This is a genomic window from Pseudomonas sp. B16120 (genome assembly GCF_044218845.1).
Classification (GTDB): domain Bacteria; phylum Pseudomonadota; class Gammaproteobacteria; order Pseudomonadales; family Pseudomonadaceae; genus Aquipseudomonas; species Aquipseudomonas paracarnis.
In genome coordinates, this window is record NZ_CP162588.1 from 668,643 (window position 1) to 685,158 (window position 16,516).

The 16,516-nt window shown below is 61.4% G+C and carries 13 protein-coding genes; 7 read left to right on the top strand and 6 right to left on the bottom strand.

The annotated features are described in order from the left end of the window. Nucleotides 1-18 precede the first annotated feature (18 nt). The 4 genes from parE to AB4P90_RS03400 all read left to right on the top strand — a co-directional run bounded on the left by parE (nt 19) and on the right by AB4P90_RS03400 (nt 6,140). A complete protein-coding gene (gene parE, locus AB4P90_RS03385; RefSeq protein ID WP_003188026.1) occupies nt 19-1,923 on the top strand; it encodes a DNA topoisomerase IV subunit B in 1,905 nt (634 codons plus the stop codon). Then, complete coding sequence (locus AB4P90_RS03390) at nt 1,923-2,918, top strand: esterase-like activity of phytase family protein (RefSeq protein ID WP_014716652.1); 996 nt, start codon at nt 1,923-1,925, stop codon at nt 2,916-2,918. Before parE ends, AB4P90_RS03390 begins: the two co-directional genes overlap by 1 nt. A 70-nt stretch (nt 2,919-2,988) precedes the next feature. Next, nucleotides 2,989-5,253 carry a DNA topoisomerase IV subunit A gene (parC, locus tag AB4P90_RS03395; RefSeq protein WP_020301636.1) on the top strand — a complete coding sequence of 755 codons (2,265 nt, stop codon included), beginning with the start codon at nt 2,989-2,991 and terminating at the stop codon, nt 5,251-5,253. Between the two features lie 173 nt (nt 5,254-5,426). After that, complete coding sequence (locus AB4P90_RS03400) at nt 5,427-6,140, top strand: membrane integrity-associated transporter subunit PqiC (RefSeq protein WP_032873461.1); 714 nt, start codon at nt 5,427-5,429, stop codon at nt 6,138-6,140. A 223-nt stretch (nt 6,141-6,363) separates the two neighbouring features. Here AB4P90_RS03400 and AB4P90_RS03405 read toward each other — a convergent pair whose 3' ends face one another. Then, a complete protein-coding gene (locus AB4P90_RS03405) occupies nt 6,364-7,896 on the bottom strand; it encodes a HAMP domain-containing protein (protein ID WP_014716655.1) in 1,533 nt (510 codons plus the stop codon). Nucleotides 7,897-8,029: 133 nt separating this feature from the next. Between AB4P90_RS03405 and serB the strand changes: the two genes are divergently transcribed. Further along, nucleotides 8,030-9,244 carry a phosphoserine phosphatase SerB gene (gene serB, locus AB4P90_RS03410; RefSeq protein ID WP_003188034.1) on the top strand — a complete coding sequence of 405 codons (1,215 nt, stop codon included), beginning with the start codon at nt 8,030-8,032 and terminating at the stop codon, nt 9,242-9,244. Between the two features lie 126 nt (nt 9,245-9,370). Here the strand turns inward: serB and asd are convergent, their stop codons facing one another. The 3 genes from asd to AB4P90_RS03425 are packed head-to-tail and all read right to left on the bottom strand — an operon-like array spanning nt 9,371 to nt 12,655. Next, a complete protein-coding gene (asd, locus tag AB4P90_RS03415; protein ID WP_102666004.1) occupies nt 9,371-10,231 on the bottom strand; it encodes an archaetidylserine decarboxylase in 861 nt (286 codons plus the stop codon). A 15-nt stretch (nt 10,232-10,246) separates the two neighbouring features. Further along, complete coding sequence (locus AB4P90_RS03420) at nt 10,247-11,062, bottom strand: rhodanese-like domain-containing protein (protein WP_102666003.1); 816 nt, start codon at nt 11,060-11,062, stop codon at nt 10,247-10,249. A gap of 57 nt (nt 11,063-11,119) precedes the next feature. Beyond that, a complete protein-coding gene (locus AB4P90_RS03425) occupies nt 11,120-12,655 on the bottom strand; it encodes an HDOD domain-containing protein (RefSeq protein ID WP_102666002.1) in 1,536 nt (511 codons plus the stop codon). A 166-nt stretch (nt 12,656-12,821) separates the two neighbouring features. Here AB4P90_RS03425 and motA point away from each other — a divergent pair, with 166 nt between their 5' ends. Both motA and motB read left to right on the top strand, forming a co-directional pair. Then, entirely contained in the window at nt 12,822-13,673 is an 852-nt protein-coding gene (gene motA / locus AB4P90_RS03430; protein WP_003188041.1) for a flagellar motor stator protein MotA, read from the top strand. 3 nt (nt 13,674-13,676) lie between these two features. After that, complete coding sequence (gene motB, locus AB4P90_RS03435; protein ID WP_014716660.1) at nt 13,677-14,696, top strand: flagellar motor protein MotB; 1,020 nt, start codon at nt 13,677-13,679, stop codon at nt 14,694-14,696. Nucleotides 14,697-14,701: 5 nt separating this feature from the next. Here motB and AB4P90_RS03440 read toward each other — a convergent pair whose 3' ends face one another. Together AB4P90_RS03440 and rsgA are read right to left on the bottom strand one after the other, a co-directional pair. Beyond that, a complete protein-coding gene (locus AB4P90_RS03440) occupies nt 14,702-15,076 on the bottom strand; it encodes a type II toxin-antitoxin system PemK/MazF family toxin (RefSeq protein ID WP_233086252.1) in 375 nt (124 codons plus the stop codon). A gap of 361 nt (nt 15,077-15,437) precedes the next feature. Next, nucleotides 15,438-16,469 carry a small ribosomal subunit biogenesis GTPase RsgA gene (gene rsgA / locus AB4P90_RS03445; protein ID WP_102666001.1) on the bottom strand — a complete coding sequence of 344 codons (1,032 nt, stop codon included), beginning with the start codon at nt 16,467-16,469 and terminating at the stop codon, nt 15,438-15,440. Nucleotides 16,470-16,516 lie beyond the last annotated feature (47 nt).

Here is a 16,516-nt window from a genome sequence, read left to right on the forward strand (position 1 = left end):
GACTCACGACGAGACCCCATGGCCACTCCCAGCGCTAGCTCTTATAACGCCGACGCCATCGAAGTCCTCTCGGGCCTCGACCCGGTGCGCAAACGCCCCGGCATGTACACCGACACCAGTCGGCCGAACCACCTTGCCCAGGAAGTCATCGACAACAGCGTCGACGAAGCCTTGGCCGGGCACGCCAAGTCGGTGCAAGTCATCCTTCACGCCGACCATTCCCTGGAAGTGTCCGACGACGGTCGTGGCATGCCGGTGGACATTCACCCCGAAGAGGGTGTGCCGGGCGTCGAGCTGATCCTTACCAAGCTGCATGCCGGCGGCAAGTTCTCCAACAAGAACTACCAGTTCTCCGGCGGTTTGCACGGCGTGGGTATTTCCGTGGTCAACGCGCTGTCGACCCTGGTGCGGGTCAAGGTCAAGCGCGATGGCAACGAGTACCAGATGACTTTCGCCGATGGCTACAAAGCCACCGACCTGGAAGTGATCGGCACCGTGGGCAAGCGCAACACCGGCACCAGCGTGTACTTTGCGCCGGACCCCAAGTATTTCGATTCGCCCAAATTCTCCATCAGCCGCCTCAAGCACGTGCTCAAGGCCAAGGCTGTGTTGTGCCCGGGGCTGCTGGTCAGCTTTGAAGACAAAGGTACCGGCGAGAAGGTCGAGTGGCACTACGAAGACGGCCTGCGCTCTTACCTGGAAGACTCGGTCAGCGACTTCGAGCGCCTGCCCAACGAGCCGTTCTGCGGCAGCCTGTCGGGTAATAAAGAAGCGGTGGACTGGGCGCTGCTGTGGTTGCCCGAAGGTGGCGACAGCGTGCAGGAAAGCTACGTCAACCTGATCCCCACGGCCCAGGGCGGCACCCACGTCAACGGTTTGCGCCAAGGCTTGCTGGATGCCATGCGTGAGTTCTGCGAATACCGCAGCCTGTTGCCGCGCGGCGTCAAACTGGCGCCGGAAGACGTGTGGGAGCGCATCGCGTTCGTGCTGTCCATGAAGATGCAGGAACCGCAATTCTCCGGGCAGACCAAGGAGCGCCTGTCGTCCCGCGAGGCAGCGGCGTTTGTCTCTGGCGTGGTCAAGGACGCCTTCAGCCTGTGGCTCAACGAGCATCCGGAACTGGGCCTGGCCCTGGCGGAGCTGGCGATCAACAACGCCGGCCGGCGCTTGAAGGCGAGCAAAAAGGTCGAGCGCAAGCGCATCACCCAGGGCCCGGCACTGCCGGGCAAACTGGCCGATTGCGCCGGGCAAGACCCGATGCGTTCCGAGCTGTTCCTGGTGGAAGGTGACTCCGCCGGCGGTTCCGCCAAGCAAGCGCGGGACAAGGAGTTCCAGGCGATCCTGCCGTTGCGCGGCAAGATCCTCAACACCTGGGAAGTCGATGGCAGCGAAGTGCTGGCCAGCCAGGAAGTGCATAACATCGCGGTCGCCATCGGCGTCGATCCGGGCGCGGCAGACATGAGCCAGTTGCGCTACGGCAAGATCTGCATCCTCGCCGACGCCGACTCTGACGGCCTGCACATTGCTACCTTGCTGTGCGCGTTGTTCGTCCAGCATTTCCGCCCGTTGGTGGATGCCGGTCACGTCTACGTCGCCATGCCGCCGCTGTACCGCATCGACCTGGGCAAGGAAATCTTCTACGCCCTGGACGAAGCCGAGCGCGATGGCATCCTTGACCGCCTGGTGGCCGAGAAGAAACGCGGCAAGCCACAGGTCACGCGATTCAAGGGCCTGGGTGAAATGAACCCGCCGCAACTGCGCGAAACCACCATGGACCCGAACACCCGGCGCCTGGTGCAGTTGACCCTGGAAGACTTCGCCGCCACCTCGGAAATGATGGACATGCTGCTGGCGAAGAAACGCGCCGGCGACCGCAAGACCTGGCTTGAATCCAAAGGCAACCTGGCCGAGGTACTGGGCTGATGCGCACAGGCTTCGCCCTGGCGATCCTGATGTTGAGCGGGATGGCGGTCACCCAGGTGGCCGCAGCCAGCGTGGCAGAGCTCAAGCTGGTCTCGGAACACCCGGTTGACGGCATGCGCGGCGGGAACCTGTCGGGCCTGGCGTTGTGTGGCAACGAGCTGTGGACGGTTTCGGACCGCGATGACGACCAGATCTACCGCCTGGATACCCGTGCGCCGACCTGGAGCGCGCAAGCGCTGACGATCGACGTGCCGCCCGTGCCCGAGTCCGGCCTGCCTTGGGGCTTGCGTTCGCGCACCAAGGCCGCTTCGTTCATACGTGGTGGTGACCTGGACTTTGAAGGCATCAGTTGTGATGCCGCAGGCAACCGCTACATTGTCAGCGAAGCCCATGCCGCGGTGTTGCAGGTACCCGCAACGGGCGCACCCGAGTGGTTGAAAATCGCGCCGGGCATGGTGCGTGAAGCCAGGGCCAGTGGCATGTTGCTGCACTTTAATGCCTTGTTCGAAGGCCTGGCGGTAAACCCTGAAGGCAATCAGATCTGGCTGGCTGCCGAGCGCGAACGCCGTGGCCTGGTCTCGATCAAGCGTGGGCAGAGCGTATGGGATTGCGATGGCCGTTGTGTATTGTTGAGCGAGGCCGGCCAGGAAGTGCAACCGGCGCAGTTCCCCAACGCCAAGGCCGTGTCCAAGGACTTTGCTGACCTGTCGCTGTTCAACGGCAAGCTGTTTACCCTGGAGCGCAATGCGTTTCAGATCTGCCGGCGCGACCCGCTCACGGCCAAGGTTGAGCTGTGCTGGTCGTTTGCCGACGAAGCCCTGACGCCGCAGCGACGTTACCCGCAGTCGTATGGCCTGGCTGAAGCCCTGTTGGTGGATGCCGACGGTGCCTGGGTCGGGATCGACAACAATTTCGGCCCGCGTGCCGATGGTGAAAAACGTCCGATGGTCTATCGTTTTGCCGCTCCGGATGGCGGCTGGAGTGCCCAGCCATGAGTCGAGATTTTTTTGAATTGAATCAGCGCAGCGGCAGTTCCGCTGCGCCTTACCCCATGATGAGGCCCGCATGAGTGACATCCTCGCAGACAGCTTAGATGGCGTAGAACGCCGGTCGCTGGCTGAATTCACCGAAAATGCCTACCTCAACTACTCCATGTACGTGATCATGGACCGTGCCTTGCCGCATATCGGCGACGGCCTGAAGCCCGTGCAACGGCGCATCATCTACGCCATGAGTGAGTTGGGCCTGGACGCCGATTCCAAGCACAAGAAATCGGCGCGTACCGTCGGTGACGTGCTGGGTAAATTCCACCCCCACGGTGATTCGGCGTGCTATGAAGCCATGGTGCTGATGGCCCAGCCGTTCAGCTACCGCTATACCCTGGTGGACGGGCAGGGTAACTGGGGTGCACCGGATGACCCCAAATCCTTCGCCGCCATGCGTTACACCGAGGCGCGGCTGTCGCGTTATTCCGAAGTGCTGCTCAGCGAGCTGGGCCAGGGCACTGCCGACTGGGGGCCGAACTTTGACGGCACCCTCGACGAACCCCTGGTGTTGCCGGCGCGTTTGCCGAATATCCTGCTCAACGGCACCACCGGTATTGCGGTCGGCATGGCCACCGATGTGCCGCCGCACAACCTGCGCGAAGTCGCCACTGCCTGCGTGCGCTTGCTGGATGAGCCCAAAGCTACGGTCGAGCAGCTCTGCGAGCATATCCAGGGCCCGGATTACCCGACCGAAGCAGAAATCATCACGCCGCGCGCGGACCTGCTGAAGATGTACGAAACGGGCAAGGGCTCGGTGCGTATGCGCGCGGTGTACCACATCGAGGACGGCGACATTATTGTGACCGCGCTGCCGCACCAGGTATCGGGTGCCAAGGTGCTGGAGCAGATCGCCGCATTGATGCAGGCCAAGCCGTCGAAATTGCCACAAGTGGCCGACCTGCGTGACGAGTCCGACCATGAGAACCCATGCCGCATCGTGATCATCCCGACTAACAGCCGGGTGGATCACGAAGTGCTGATGCAGCACTTGTTCGCCAGCACCGACCTGGAGTCCAGCTACCGGGTCAACGTCAACATCATCGGCCTGGACGGCAAGCCGCAGTTGAAGAACCTGCGCAATCTGCTGGTGGAATGGCTGGAGTTCCGCGTACAGACCGTGCGTCGCCGCCTGCAATTTCGCCTCGACAAGGTCGAGCGCCGCTTGCACCTGTTGGACGGCTTGCTGATCGCCTACCTCAACCTGGATGAAGTGATCCATATCATCCGTACCGCCGAGCATCCGAAAGCCGAGCTGATCGCGCGTTTCGAGCTGAGCGAAATCCAGGCGGACTACATTCTAGACACCCGCTTGCGCCAGTTGGCACGCCTGGAAGAAATGAAGCTGCGCGACGAGCAGGATGCACTGCTCAAGGAACAAGCCAAGCTGCAAGCCCTGCTGGGCAGCGAAGCCAAGCTCAAGAAGCTGGTGCGCAGCGAACTGATCAAAGACGCCGAAACCTATGGCGATGACCGTCGCTCGCCTATCGTCGAGCGCGCTGAAGCCAAGGCGCTGACCGAAACCGAGCTGTTGCCCAACGAGAAAATTACCGTCGTTCTGTCGGAAAAGGGTTGGGTTCGCTCCGCCAAAGGGCATGATATTGACGCCACCGGCCTTTCGTACAAAGCCGGTGATGGCTTCAAGACCGCTGCCGCCGGACGTTCCAATCAATTCGCGGTGTTTATCGACTCGACCGGGCGCAGTTATTCGGTGCCGGCCCACACCCTGCCGTCTGCACGGGGGCAGGGCGAGCCGTTGACCGGGCGCCTCACGCCGCCACCGGGGGCGAATTTCGAGTGCGTGCTGTTGCCGGACGATGATTCGCTGTATGTCATCGCCTCCGACGCCGGTTACGGTTTCGTGGTCAAGGGTGAAGACCTGCAGGCCAAGAACAAGGCGGGCAAGGCGCTGTTGAGCCTGCCGAACAATGCCAAGGTGATCCTGCCAAGGCCGGTGGAGGATCGGGAGAGTAACTGGCTGGCGTCGGTGACCACCGAAGGGCGCTTGCTGGTGTTCAAGATCAGCGACTTGCCGCAGCTGGGCAAGGGTAAAGGCAACAAGATCATCGGGATTCCCGGTGACCGGGTGGCCAGTCGCGAGGAGTATGTGACTGACATCGCCGTGGTTCCGGAAGGTTCTACCCTGGTGCTCCAGGCCGGCAAGCGCACGTTGTCATTGCGCCCTGACGACCTTGAACACTACAAGGGTGAGCGTGGCCGGCGAGGTAACAAACTGCCACGAGGCTTCCAGCGAGTGGATGCCTTGCTGGTCGAAACGCCGGTTTAAGCGGTACTAGAGGCCTCGATCTACGATTTAACGCGTAGATCGATGCTTTCGCGCTGGAGTCATGGCGCATATTCACGGATGATATGGCCTTTCCAGCGCCGGCGTGGCCGAGCGTGTTCAGGTTATTTTTAGTATTACATTGTGGTTCGCCTTGTGGCAGCCACTTGGATGGGATGATGACTGCTCCACGCCTTCCTCTATTTTTGATGCTCGCTGGCCTTTTGGGGTTGGCGGGTTGCAGCACACATCAACCGGTGTCGCTGTACCAGCTGGACAGCGGAAGTCCGGCTCAGCCAGCCCAAACCGCTGGCATGGCCGTATTGCTGGGGCCGGTAGTGGTTGCCGATTACCTGCAACGCGAAACCCTGCTTCAACGTCAGAACGACGGCAGCCTGCAAGGTTCCACAGATGGTCGTTGGGCCGGTAGCCTGTCGTCGGATATCAACCAGTTGATGTTGCGTCAGGTCGCCGGCCAGCTGGACAGCCAGCGTGTGGTCCTGGCACCGGGACCCTCCGGGTTCACCCCGGATGTACAGGTGTTGCTGACCATTACGCGGCTGGATTCCGGCAAGTCGCAACCGGCGATCCTGGATGCACAGTGGCGCCTGATCGACCGTCGCGGGCAGGTGCGGGACAACCGCATTGTGCATCTGCAGGAAGAGCACGCCGGCACCACTGCGTCCCAGGTCCAGGCCCAGGGTGTGCTGTTGCAGCACTTGGCACAGCAGTTGTCGGTGGCGCTCAAACCATTGGCCAACCAGCCGCCGATTGCCGAAGCGCAACCGCGTAAGCAGGCCCCCGCCCAGGCCAAGCCTGCGGCCCCGGAAAAACCGAAGATGCCGATGGCCACGCCGATTCGTACGGATTTGGAAGTGTTCAGATTCTGATCTGAATGGCGCACAAACAAAAGGCCCGCTGAATAAGCGGGCCTTTTTGTTGGGCTGCGATTTAAGCTGCACCACAACCCAAATAGGGGGGCGGGCTTGTGTGTGAGCGAGCTTGCTCGCGAATCAGGTGTGTCAGGGGCGCATCAGCTGAGTGACACGCCGCCTTCGCGAGCAAGCTCGCTCCCACATAAGCCCAGCTCCACAGTAGGTATAACGCTATGCCTCAGGGCTTACGGGTCTCATGCATCCGCGCCAACTGACGCTCCAGCATCGACGGATACGGCTCCATCAACCGCTCCACACAACTGGCCCCTTCAGGGCTGGCAATCGGGCGGATACGTGCGCGTTGGCGGATCAGCGTGTCTTCGCTGATCTTGCGCTCCACCAGCAGCAGGTTACGGCTGTGCTGGGACAAGGCCAGGGCATCCTGGGCGATTTCGGTCAGCAGCAGGTCGATCTGGCTGATGCCAAACAGGTCGTCACCCACGGTTAGACCCAGCTGCAGTTGCAGGGTAATGCCGCTGTCGGCTACTTCGATCTGCAGGGCATGGCCCAGGGCGCGCAACAGCTCGCCGCAGCAGATGGCATTGGTCAGGTAGTCCTCGCCGCTGTCTTCGCTGTGGAACAGCATCAGCGTGCTGCCATCGTTCAGGGTGTGCAGTTCGCTCTGGTAGAGCGAAGCGGCCTGGTCGAGGCAGTCACGGTAGCGTTCGAGCAGTTCGGTCAGGCGGGCGCGGGGCAGGCGGCGCAGTTGCTCCTGGGCACCCAGTTGCACGGCGAGTACAGCACTGTGCTGTGGCTCGGCGTTCTTGACCGCAACCGGTTTGGGCGCAGCGACTGGGGCGGCTGCCGAGGTGTCGCGCAGGTCGGCGAACGGGTCTTCGTCGTCCAGCTCGTCTTCCTCAGCCTTGATCACATGGCGCGGCGCAGGCTTGAGGCCGGCCACCGGGGCGCTTTCGTCGAAGCCTGGGTCGCGCAGGTCGCGCACTTCAAACTCAGGCTCGTCGTTGTAGTCCTCGGTGTCGTCGTACTCAGGCTCAGGTTCGACTTCAGGCGCTTTCGGCTCCGGGGCAAAGCTGGTGTGGAGCTGGCGCGCGAGGTCGCCGATTTCGTCCTGGCGATCGGTGGCCGGGGTGTGTTCGTCGATATCCCGCAGCCAGATGCGCAGTTGCATCAACGGCGTGGAGATATGCCGACCAAGGCGCAGGCTCAAGGCCAGGGCCAAGGCCAGCAGGATCGCGCTCAGGATGCCCATGCTTTGCAGGCTGATGGTCATCGGCTGCTGGAACTGTTGCATATCAAGGCTGATACGCAGTTGGCCGGCCTTCACGTCCTGGAACGTGATATTGCTCTGATACAGGCCTTCGGCCTCACCGAGCAGGCCGTTTTTCGGGCGCTGCCCGGCCTCGGCCATGATCCGGTTGTCCACGCTATAGATGGCGGCGTGGGCCACCAGCGGGTTCTTGGTCAGGTTGTTGAGCAACACGTTGAGGCTGAGGATGTCGTTGGACACCAGCAACTCAGTCGCCGAAGTGGCAGTCTGGGTTGTCAGGCTCGCGCCCAGGGCGTCAGCTTGCTCGTGCATGGCCTGCTTGAACTGCAAACCCATCACGCAGGCGTAGATCACCAGGGCCAGAGCGACCAGGATCACGTTATGGCTGGCGATGCGCAATGCAATCGGTACACGGCGATGGCGCAGTGCCCGGAAGATCAGCAGGAAGAAGTTATCGGTTTTTACTGGCGTGGGCCGGTTCACTTGCGCTCGGCTCTTGGTCCGTGAAGTTGACGCGCAGTATAGCGACAGGCCCCTGGCCGGCAAAGCGCTGCCTGTGCCCGATGGTCACTGAAAGTGGGTAGAATGCGGTTTTTTTCCAGCCTGGGGGTGCGCTTTGCGCGAAATTGTCCTGATCAACATCACGGGTGAAGACCGACCGGGTCTCACCGCAGCCATTACCGGCGTCCTGGCCCAGGGTGGTGTGAACATTCTCGACATCGGCCAGGCAGTGATCCACGACACCTTGTCGTTCGGCATCCTGGTGGAGATCCCCAGCACCGAGCAGGCCTCCTCGGTACTCAAGGACATCCTGTTTACGGCGTATAAGCTCGATCAACAGGTACGTTTCACCCCGGTGTCCGAAGCTGACTACCAGCACTGGGTCGAAGGCCAGGGTAAAAAACGCCATATCGTCACCCTGTTGACCCGCAAGGTAACGGCTGAGCAGCTGCAGCGCGTCAGTTCGATCACCGCGCAATACGGATTGAATATCGACCATATTGACCGTCTGTCGGGTCGCATGCCATTGGACACCCCGGCTGACAAAGGCAAGGGCTGCATCGAGTTCTCCGTGCGCGGTGAACCGGCTGACGCGCAAGCGCTGCGCGCCGACTTCCTGAGCGTGGCCCAGGAACTGAATGTCGATATCGCCTTCCAGGAAGACTCCCTGTTCCGTCGCAACCGCCGCTTGGCGGTGTTCGACATGGACTCCACCTTGATCGAAGCCGAAGTCATCGATGAGCTGGCCAAGGCGGCCGGTGTGGGCGAGCAAGTTTCTGAGATTACCGAGCGCGCGATGGCCGGCGAGCTGGATTTTCGTGCCAGCTTCAAGGAGCGTCTTGCGCTGCTCAAGGGCCTGGACGTGGGCGTGTTGGACTCGATCGGCGCGTCGCTGCGCCTGACTGAAGGCGCCGAAACCCTGTTCGCCGAACTCAAGCGACTGGGCTACAAGACCGCCATCCTGTCCGGCGGCTTCACGTACTTCGCCAAGCAGTTGCAGGCCAAGCTGGGCATTGACTATGTATTCGCCAACGAGCTGGAAGTGGTGGATGGCAAAGTGACTGGCGTCGCGGTGGAGCCGATTGTCGACGCCCAGCGCAAGGCCGACCTGCTCAAGGAATTGGCCCATAAGGAAGGCTTGCGCCTGGAGCAGACCATTGCGGTCGGCGACGGCGCCAATGACTTGCCGATGCTGGCGATTGCCGGGTTGGGCGTGGCCTTTCGCGCCAAACCGTTGGTCAAGCAGTCAGCCAAGCAGGCGATTTCGACCTTGGGGTTGGATGGCGTGTTGTATCTGCTGGGCTTGCGTGACCGCGACGGTCAGCTATAACCCCACAGCTGATCGTTCCCACGCTCCGCGTGGGAACGCCTCCAGTGACGCTCTGCGTCACGCTTTGGGCGCAGAGCGCCTCGGGCTGCATTCCCACGCGGAGCGTGGGAACGATCAACTGCAATATCAGGCTTTAGCTGCGGCGATACCCTGGCCCATCTGCACCGGCGTACCCGCTGCCAGTTCTTCAGCCCACTTCACCTGGTCCGGCCCGAACAGCACGATGGCAGTGGAGCCCAGTTTGAAACGACCCAGTTCCGCACCCTTGTCCAGATGAATCGGCGCGCGGGCCGCTTCGTCGTAGCGGAAGGTTTTCAGCTCGCGTTTCGGCGGCGTTACCAAACCGGCCCACACGGTTTCAATCGACGCAACGATCATCGCACCTACCAACACTACGGCCATCGGGCCGCGTTCGGTGTCGAACAAGCAGACAACGCGCTCGTTACGGGCGAACAGTTCCGGCACGTTTTCGGCGGTGGTCTGGTTGACCGAGAAAATCCGCCCTGGCACATACACCATCTCGCGCAGGGTACCGGCCAGTGGCATGTGCACCCGGTGGTAGTCCTTGGGCGACAGGTAAATTGTCGCGAACTCGCCGCCCATGAACGGCGCAGCCATTGCGGCATCGCCACCGAGCAGTTCCAGCACGCTGAAGCTGTGGCCCTTGGCCTGGAAGATACGGCCATGTTCGATCGGGCCTAGCTGGCTGACCGCGCCATCGGCGGGGCTCAGGACTGCGCCAGGGGTTGGATCCAACGGGCGGGCGCCGTCTTTCAACGCACGGGTGAAGAAGGCGTTGAAGTGCTCATAGGCGCTCAGGTCTTCCACCAGGGCCTGGGACATGTCCACCTGGTAGCGCTTGGCGAACCAGGCAGTGAAGGCGTTCTTGAACCAGCGCACGCGGCACTCGGCGATGCAACCAGCCAGGCGCGACAGCAAGTGGTGCGGCAGCAAGTACTGGCTGAGGATAAACAACTGCTTTTTCATAACTGTCCTTAAACCTTAAATCTCAACGGGGGTGTCGGGGTGGTTGCCCCATTCGCCCCAGGAACCGGCATAACCTTTGACTCGCGGATAACCGAGCGCCTTGGCCACCAGGTAGGTGAAGCCAGAGCGGTGGTGAGTCTGGCAGTGGGTGATGATTTCTTTGTCTTTGGTCAGCCCGAGGTCTTCGAGGATTTGCGGCATGTCACGGCGGATACGCAGGTTGCGCGTCTTGTCCATGCCGGCAGTCCATTCGAAGTTCACCGCGCCGGGAATGTGGCCGCCCTTGGCTGCGAGCACTTTCTCGCCGGAATACTCCAGCGGGCCACGAGCGTCCCAGATCCCCAGGTCGGCCGCGCCGAGGCGGCTTTGCAGGTATTCGCGGGTGGCTGTGGGGCCGTCGTGCAGCGTAAGGCTGACCGGGCCGCCGGCTGCTGGGGGCACATCGGTGGAAAGCGGGTGCCCTTCCTCCAGCCAAGCCAGCAGGCCGCCGTCGAGGTAGTGATATTTCTGGTGGCCGATCACGTCGAGCATCCAGATAAAACGCCCGGCCCAACCGCCGCCTTCGTCGTCGTAGACCACATAGGTGGCGTCCGGGGTGTGGCCCAGTTCGCCGAACAGTTTTTCCAGGTCGGCCTTGCTTGGTAGCAGGCCGGGTGCCGGTGGCTGTCCCAGTTGGGTGCGCTTGGGGTCAACGAAATGCGCGCCGGGGATATGCCCTTCGGCGTAGCGGGCGACACTGGTGAGGTCTACCAGTATCAAGTGCTTGGAATCGAGGCGACCCAACAGGTCGGCGGATTCGATCACCAGCGGCAAGCCAGAGAAGTCAGGCATGTGAGGTCTCCTGGGCACAAATGTTGGCGATAAAGGCCGGTGATTGTAGCGCAAGCATCAGGCGCTGCGGTTGGTAAAGCTGTGCAGGGCTTTCTCGATGCATTGGGCGGTTTTGCCGAACGCCTGCACGGTGGTTTCCGAGAACGGCCCGCCGCCCTGGTCCGCCACGATCAGCATGACCACACGGCCGTTGCAGCTCAGTGAGCGCAGCAGCAGATGCTCGCCAATAAACAGACGACGCAGGATCGGTGGCAGCAATGCGGAAAACTGCGCATGGTTGTCGGGGGTCAGGCGTACCTGGGCGGACTTTTCCAGCAGGCGTTGCAGCAGTGTGCTGTTCACCACATCCAGGCTCAGGTGAGCCGCGTCCTTGGGCAGGCCGTCGGCCTGGTGTACACGCAAGGTGCTCAAGGCGCGATCTGCCATGAATATCAGTACCCGCTGCATGCCACTGGCGACCAGGGCTTCCTTGGCGCAAGTGGTCAGGTGCATGGCGTTGGCAAAGCGGCTCGGCTCCACCAGCAACTCGGTGCAGCGCGTGCGCCACACGGCCAAGGCTTCGGCCGTGGGCGGTGGTGCAGGCAGCAAGCCGCGATGGACTTTCTGCACATGCCACGGCCAGATCAGCGACAGCGCCGGGTGCCAGAGATCGGGCATCAAGGTGGTGCGAGCGCTGGTCACCGCTTGCTGGTGGGCTTGCTGTTGCACATCGCTCAATGGCGTTTGCAGGTACAGCGCCGTCAGGTATTGCCAGCGCTCTGTGTGCGGGCAGGTCCAGGATTCCTGGGCCGACATCGCCAGGCCATTGGCCAGCAATACGGTATTGGCCGGCTGGTTCAGCCAGCGTCGCAGGTTGGGCTCGGCATCGAGCAATTGCTGGTGGCGCAGGGCATCGTCTTGACGGGCAATGTGCAGCGCCTTGACCAGCAGGCGTTGCTCGGCCAACAGCAACTTGTAGCCCTGTGAAACCCAGATCGGCAGGTGCCAGGCTTCGGTCAGGCCCAGGCACAGGTCGAGCAAGCGCACGCCGAACAGCTGTTGCTCGACCTGGCGTGCCGATTGGCCTTTATGGATCACCCGCAACTCCCACTCTTCCAAAAGCTTGGGGTAGGCGACGGCCATCGGCCACAGTGGCGACAAAAACAGCAGGCTGCCCCAGTGGATGTCCTGCCACAACCGCGCCAGGCGACTGCCGAACAAACCGTTAGCTTGCTGGGATGCGTGCTGGCTGATTAGCAACAGTTGACGCAAGGCCACGGGGATTTCCCGGGCGGGTACCGAAGGCAGGCGCGCCAACAGCTCTTCGGCACGTTTGAGGCCAAGACGGTTAAGTGCGACTTCAAGGTTTTCCGCAGGTTCGGCCAGGCTGCCGTGGGCTTGGCTGTTGGCTTCGCGCATCACACTCAGCACCAGGGCCGGACTGTTTTGCATTAACTCAGCAATATCTCGCAATGAACTGCGGCTATCGCGAATAGCTTTGCACACGCGTTCGTGGCTGGCCTGGGGCACGGGCAGCAGCACGTCGTCCAGGCACTTGATCCAAGCGGCGAGGGTAGTGGGGCGGTTTGTTGGGGTTGTCGTTTCAATTGCCATGATTGGGGCGCGATCATCACTTGCGTTCAACACGCCCGGAACGGGCCGAATTGGCTTTTCGCCTTAACGGGCTATAGTCTGGCGCAGTTTTGCCGATAAGTAGAACAAGAGTTTTCTGCTGCACCCAATATGTCCATGAACCCGACGGCGCAAGTACCCCTCTCCTATGGCTAAAATTATCGGCATCATTGTCGTCATCGCAAGTGTGCTCGGAGGGTACGTCCTCTCCCACGGTAAAATCGCCGCACTGATCCAGCCTTTCGAAGTGCTGATTATCGGCGGTGCCGCGTTCGGCGCATTTTTGCAGGCCAACCCAGGCTATATGACCATGCACGTGGTCAAGAAGTCCCTGGGCATGTTCAGCTCGCGCTTCTCCCACACGTTTTATCTGGAAGTGCTGGGGCTGATCTACGAGATCCTCAACAAAAGCCGCCGCGAAGGCATGATGGCGATCGAAGGCGATATCGAAGACGCCGCGGCCAGCCCGATTTTTGCCAAGTACCCGGCCGTGCTCAAAGACGAGCGCATGACCGCGTATATCTGTGATTACCTGCGCATCATGTCCTCCGGCAACATGGCGCCCCACGAGCTGGAAGGCCTGTTCGACATGGAGTTGTTCAGCCTCAAGGAAGAGCTGGAGCATCCTTCCCACGCCGTGACCGGCATCGCCGACGGCATGCCCGGTTTCGGTATTGTCGCGGCGGTACTGGGTATCGTGGTGACCATGGCGTCCCTGGGCGAAGGCGATCAGGCGGCCATCGGCATGCACGTAGGTGCGGCGCTGGTGGGGACCTTCTTCGGTATTCTCGCCGCCTATGGTTTCTTCGGCCCGCTCGCCACCTCCCTGGCCCACGATGCCAAGGAAGAGATCAACCTCTACGAAGCGATCAAGGCGTGCCTGGTGGCATCGGCGTCGGGCATGCCGCCGTCGTTGGCCGTGGAGTTCGGGCGCAAGGTGTTGTACCCGAAACACCGCCCAAGTTTCTCCGAGCTGGAACAAGCGGTTCGCGGTCGCTAAGCCATGGAAAACAACCAGCCGATCATCATCAAGCGCGTCAAGCGCTTCGCTGCGGGGCACCATGGCGGCGCCTGGAAAATCGCCTTCGCCGACTTTGCCACGGCGATGATGGCGTTCTTCCTGGTGTTGTGGCTGATGTCCACCGCTACGCCAGAACAGAAAATCGCCATCGCCGGCTACTTCAAGGACCCGATTGGCTTTTCGGAAAGCGGTACGCCGTTTGTCATTGACCTGGGCGGCTCGCCGGAACTGGCGCCCGAGCGCACCATCAACCCGGAAGTGCAAACTGAATCGCCTCAGGAAAAAATCCCGATCGAGCGCGACACTGTCGAATCCATGGCCGAGCAGGTCGAACAGGAGCGACTGGAACTGTTACTGCAGGAATTGCAGAACAAGGTTGAAGAAAACCCACAGTTGCTGAAGTTCAAGGACCAGATTTCCTTCGAGATCACCCCCGAGGGGCTGCGCATCCAGATTACCGATGCCGCCAACCGGCCGATGTTCGACTCGGGCAGTGCGCGCTTGAAGCCGTACTTTGAAGACATCCTGCTGGCCATGGCTGACACCATCAAGGCGGTGCCCAACAAGATCAGCATCAGCGGGCACACCGACGCCAAGCCCTACGCGGGCCAGGGTGATTTCGGCAACTGGGAGCTCTCGGCCAACCGCGCCAATGCTGCCCGGCGTGCGCTGGTGGCCGGCAGCTACCCGGACCCGCAAGTGGCGCGGGTGGTGGGCTTTGCCTCCTCGCAGCTGTTTGATCCCAAAGACCCGTACAACCCGGTCAACCGCCGTATCGACATCGTGGTGCTGACCAAAAAAGCCCAGCGTGCGATTGAGGGCGATCAACCACCGCTACCGGCACCGACCCAGGGCGACGGTGCGCCAGGCGAAGTGCCGGCCGACCCGAACGCGCTGCCTCCGGAGCAGGAACCGCTGCCAGCCCATGAGCTGCGCCAGAAGCTGAACCTGTTTGATGACGGGGGCGTCAAGGATCCTACGGCGCCTGCACCGGGGTCATAGTTGATCTAAGCGCTGGAAACGTAAACGCCCCGATCATTCGGGGCGTTTTCATGTGTGTTCAAAGTGGGAGGTACGCTTTGACACCACTGACTACGCCTCGCATGTCGTCGGCGCACAGGCGTGGGACGAAGTACTCTCGACCTTTTGGAGCGAGTCTTTCTATGCAACTTGTCGAGGCGCTCAAAGCTGACGGTATAAATCATGTCGCACTTCACCCATAGCTCTTTATAGCCATCGGATTGAAGTGGATTGGTGCGTAGCAAATGGTGCCAGTCGTATTGGGTCGCTGGTGCAGTAGAGGAGATTGGCACCACGGTGCAGAGCTTGCGACTGTGGGTCGCGGTAGGAGATATCACTACGACTTTGCGGATCTTCAGCATTTCCGGGGCGACAAAGCCTCGGGTGAAGTCACACAGCAAAACGTCGCCTTGTTTGGGGTGATAGTAGAGAGCCAAATGTTAATTCCCCACAAAAAGCAAAGCCGCCCGAAGGCGGCTTCATTCGACACGCAGTGGAGCTTGCTTCGCCCCTTCTGCGCCGCTGGATCAACTCCGAAAAGGATCCAGACTCCTGCCAGCTTTCGCTGGTGACGGAGCAATTATGAGCATCAGGAAATCCGAATACAAGCTGGCATGTGCGTATCAGCCACCCAGTTGACTCGAATTCTTGATGCCTGCTCCTGTTAAATCAATGGGCTAGGGCTTTCAGCCCGCTGGTTTATGTGTATCAAGAAATTGACCGTCAATAGCTGCTCTCAGGCAAGCTCGCAATAATCGACCGATAGCTGTTCATCCGCTGCTGCTGCACGCGCCCATCTTCCAGTGCCTTGAGCAACGCACAACCCGGCTCGCGGTCGTGTTTGCAGTCGCGGAAGCGGCAGGTGCCGATCAGGTCGTTGAACTCGATGAAGCCCGCTTCCACATCGCTGCGGCTGACGTGGCCCAAGCCGAATTCACGGATACCCGGTGAGTCAATCAACTCGCCGCCGCCCGGGAAGTGGAACAACCGCGCGGTGGTGGTGGTGTGGGTGCCCTGGCCGGACAGTTCCGACAGCGGGCCCACGCGGGTTTCGACTTCCGGCAACAGGCTGTTGACCAGCGACGACTTGCCCACGCCTGACTGGCCGACGAACACGCTGATCCGCCCGTCCAACTGCCGTTGCAGCTGTTCCATGCCGTTGCCGTGGTGAGCCGACACTTCCAGCACCGGGTAGCCCAGGGTGCGGTAGACCGCCAGCAACGCATTGAGCGCCGGGGCGTTCTGCTCGTCGATCAGGTCGAATTTGTTCAGCAGCAGCAACGGGCGGATGCCAGCATGCTCGGCCGCGACCAAGTAGCGGTCGATCAGGTTGGCATGGGGCTCGGGCAGTGGCGCGAACACGATCACGATCATGTCAACGTTGGCCGCCACCGGCTTGAGCTGCCCACGGCTGTCGGGGCGGCGCAGCTCGGTACTGCGCGGCAACTGGGCGACGATGACGCCGATGCCCTGGTTGCCGGCACGCCACACCACCTTGTCGCCGGTGACCAGCGCGGGCAGGTTGGCGCGCAAGTGGCAACGGAACACCTGGCCCGCGAGTTCGCCTTCGAGCGCCTCGACTTCGACCTGCACACCAAAGTGCGCGATCACCAAGCCGGTTTGTTCGGGCCCCAGGTCGCCGCCCTCGAGCGCTTCCACGGCGGAGGATTCACGTTTGGCGGCGCGGGCGGCGCGTTCACCTTGAATCTTTTCGATGCGCCAGTTTTGGCGACGGTTGAGCTGGCGTTTGGCCATTGGTGTTCCGTGTCGATAATGCAAAAGTTGGGTAAAACGGTCGCGAG

Coding starts and splice junctions, on each gene's coding strand:
- AB4P90_RS03440 (WP_233086252.1), bottom strand. CDS start 15,076: ATGCTGAAGATCCGCAAAGTCGTAGTGATATCTCCTACCGCGACCCAC.
- parC (WP_020301636.1), top strand. CDS start 2,989: ATGAGTGACATCCTCGCAGACAGCTTAGATGGCGTAGAACGCCGGTCG.
- asd (WP_102666004.1), bottom strand. CDS start 10,231: ATGAAAAAGCAGTTGTTTATCCTCAGCCAGTACTTGCTGCCGCACCAC.
- AB4P90_RS03390 (WP_014716652.1), top strand. CDS start 1,923: ATGCGCACAGGCTTCGCCCTGGCGATCCTGATGTTGAGCGGGATGGCG.
- motA (WP_003188041.1), top strand. CDS start 12,822: ATGGCTAAAATTATCGGCATCATTGTCGTCATCGCAAGTGTGCTCGGA.
- motB (WP_014716660.1), top strand. CDS start 13,677: ATGGAAAACAACCAGCCGATCATCATCAAGCGCGTCAAGCGCTTCGCT.
- parE (WP_003188026.1), top strand. CDS start 19: ATGGCCACTCCCAGCGCTAGCTCTTATAACGCCGACGCCATCGAAGTC.
- AB4P90_RS03420 (WP_102666003.1), bottom strand. CDS start 11,062: ATGCCTGACTTCTCTGGCTTGCCGCTGGTGATCGAATCCGCCGACCTG.
- rsgA (WP_102666001.1), bottom strand. CDS start 16,469: ATGGCCAAACGCCAGCTCAACCGTCGCCAAAACTGGCGCATCGAAAAG.
- AB4P90_RS03400 (WP_032873461.1), top strand. CDS start 5,427: ATGATGACTGCTCCACGCCTTCCTCTATTTTTGATGCTCGCTGGCCTT.
- AB4P90_RS03425 (WP_102666002.1), bottom strand. CDS start 12,655: ATGGCAATTGAAACGACAACCCCAACAAACCGCCCCACTACCCTCGCC.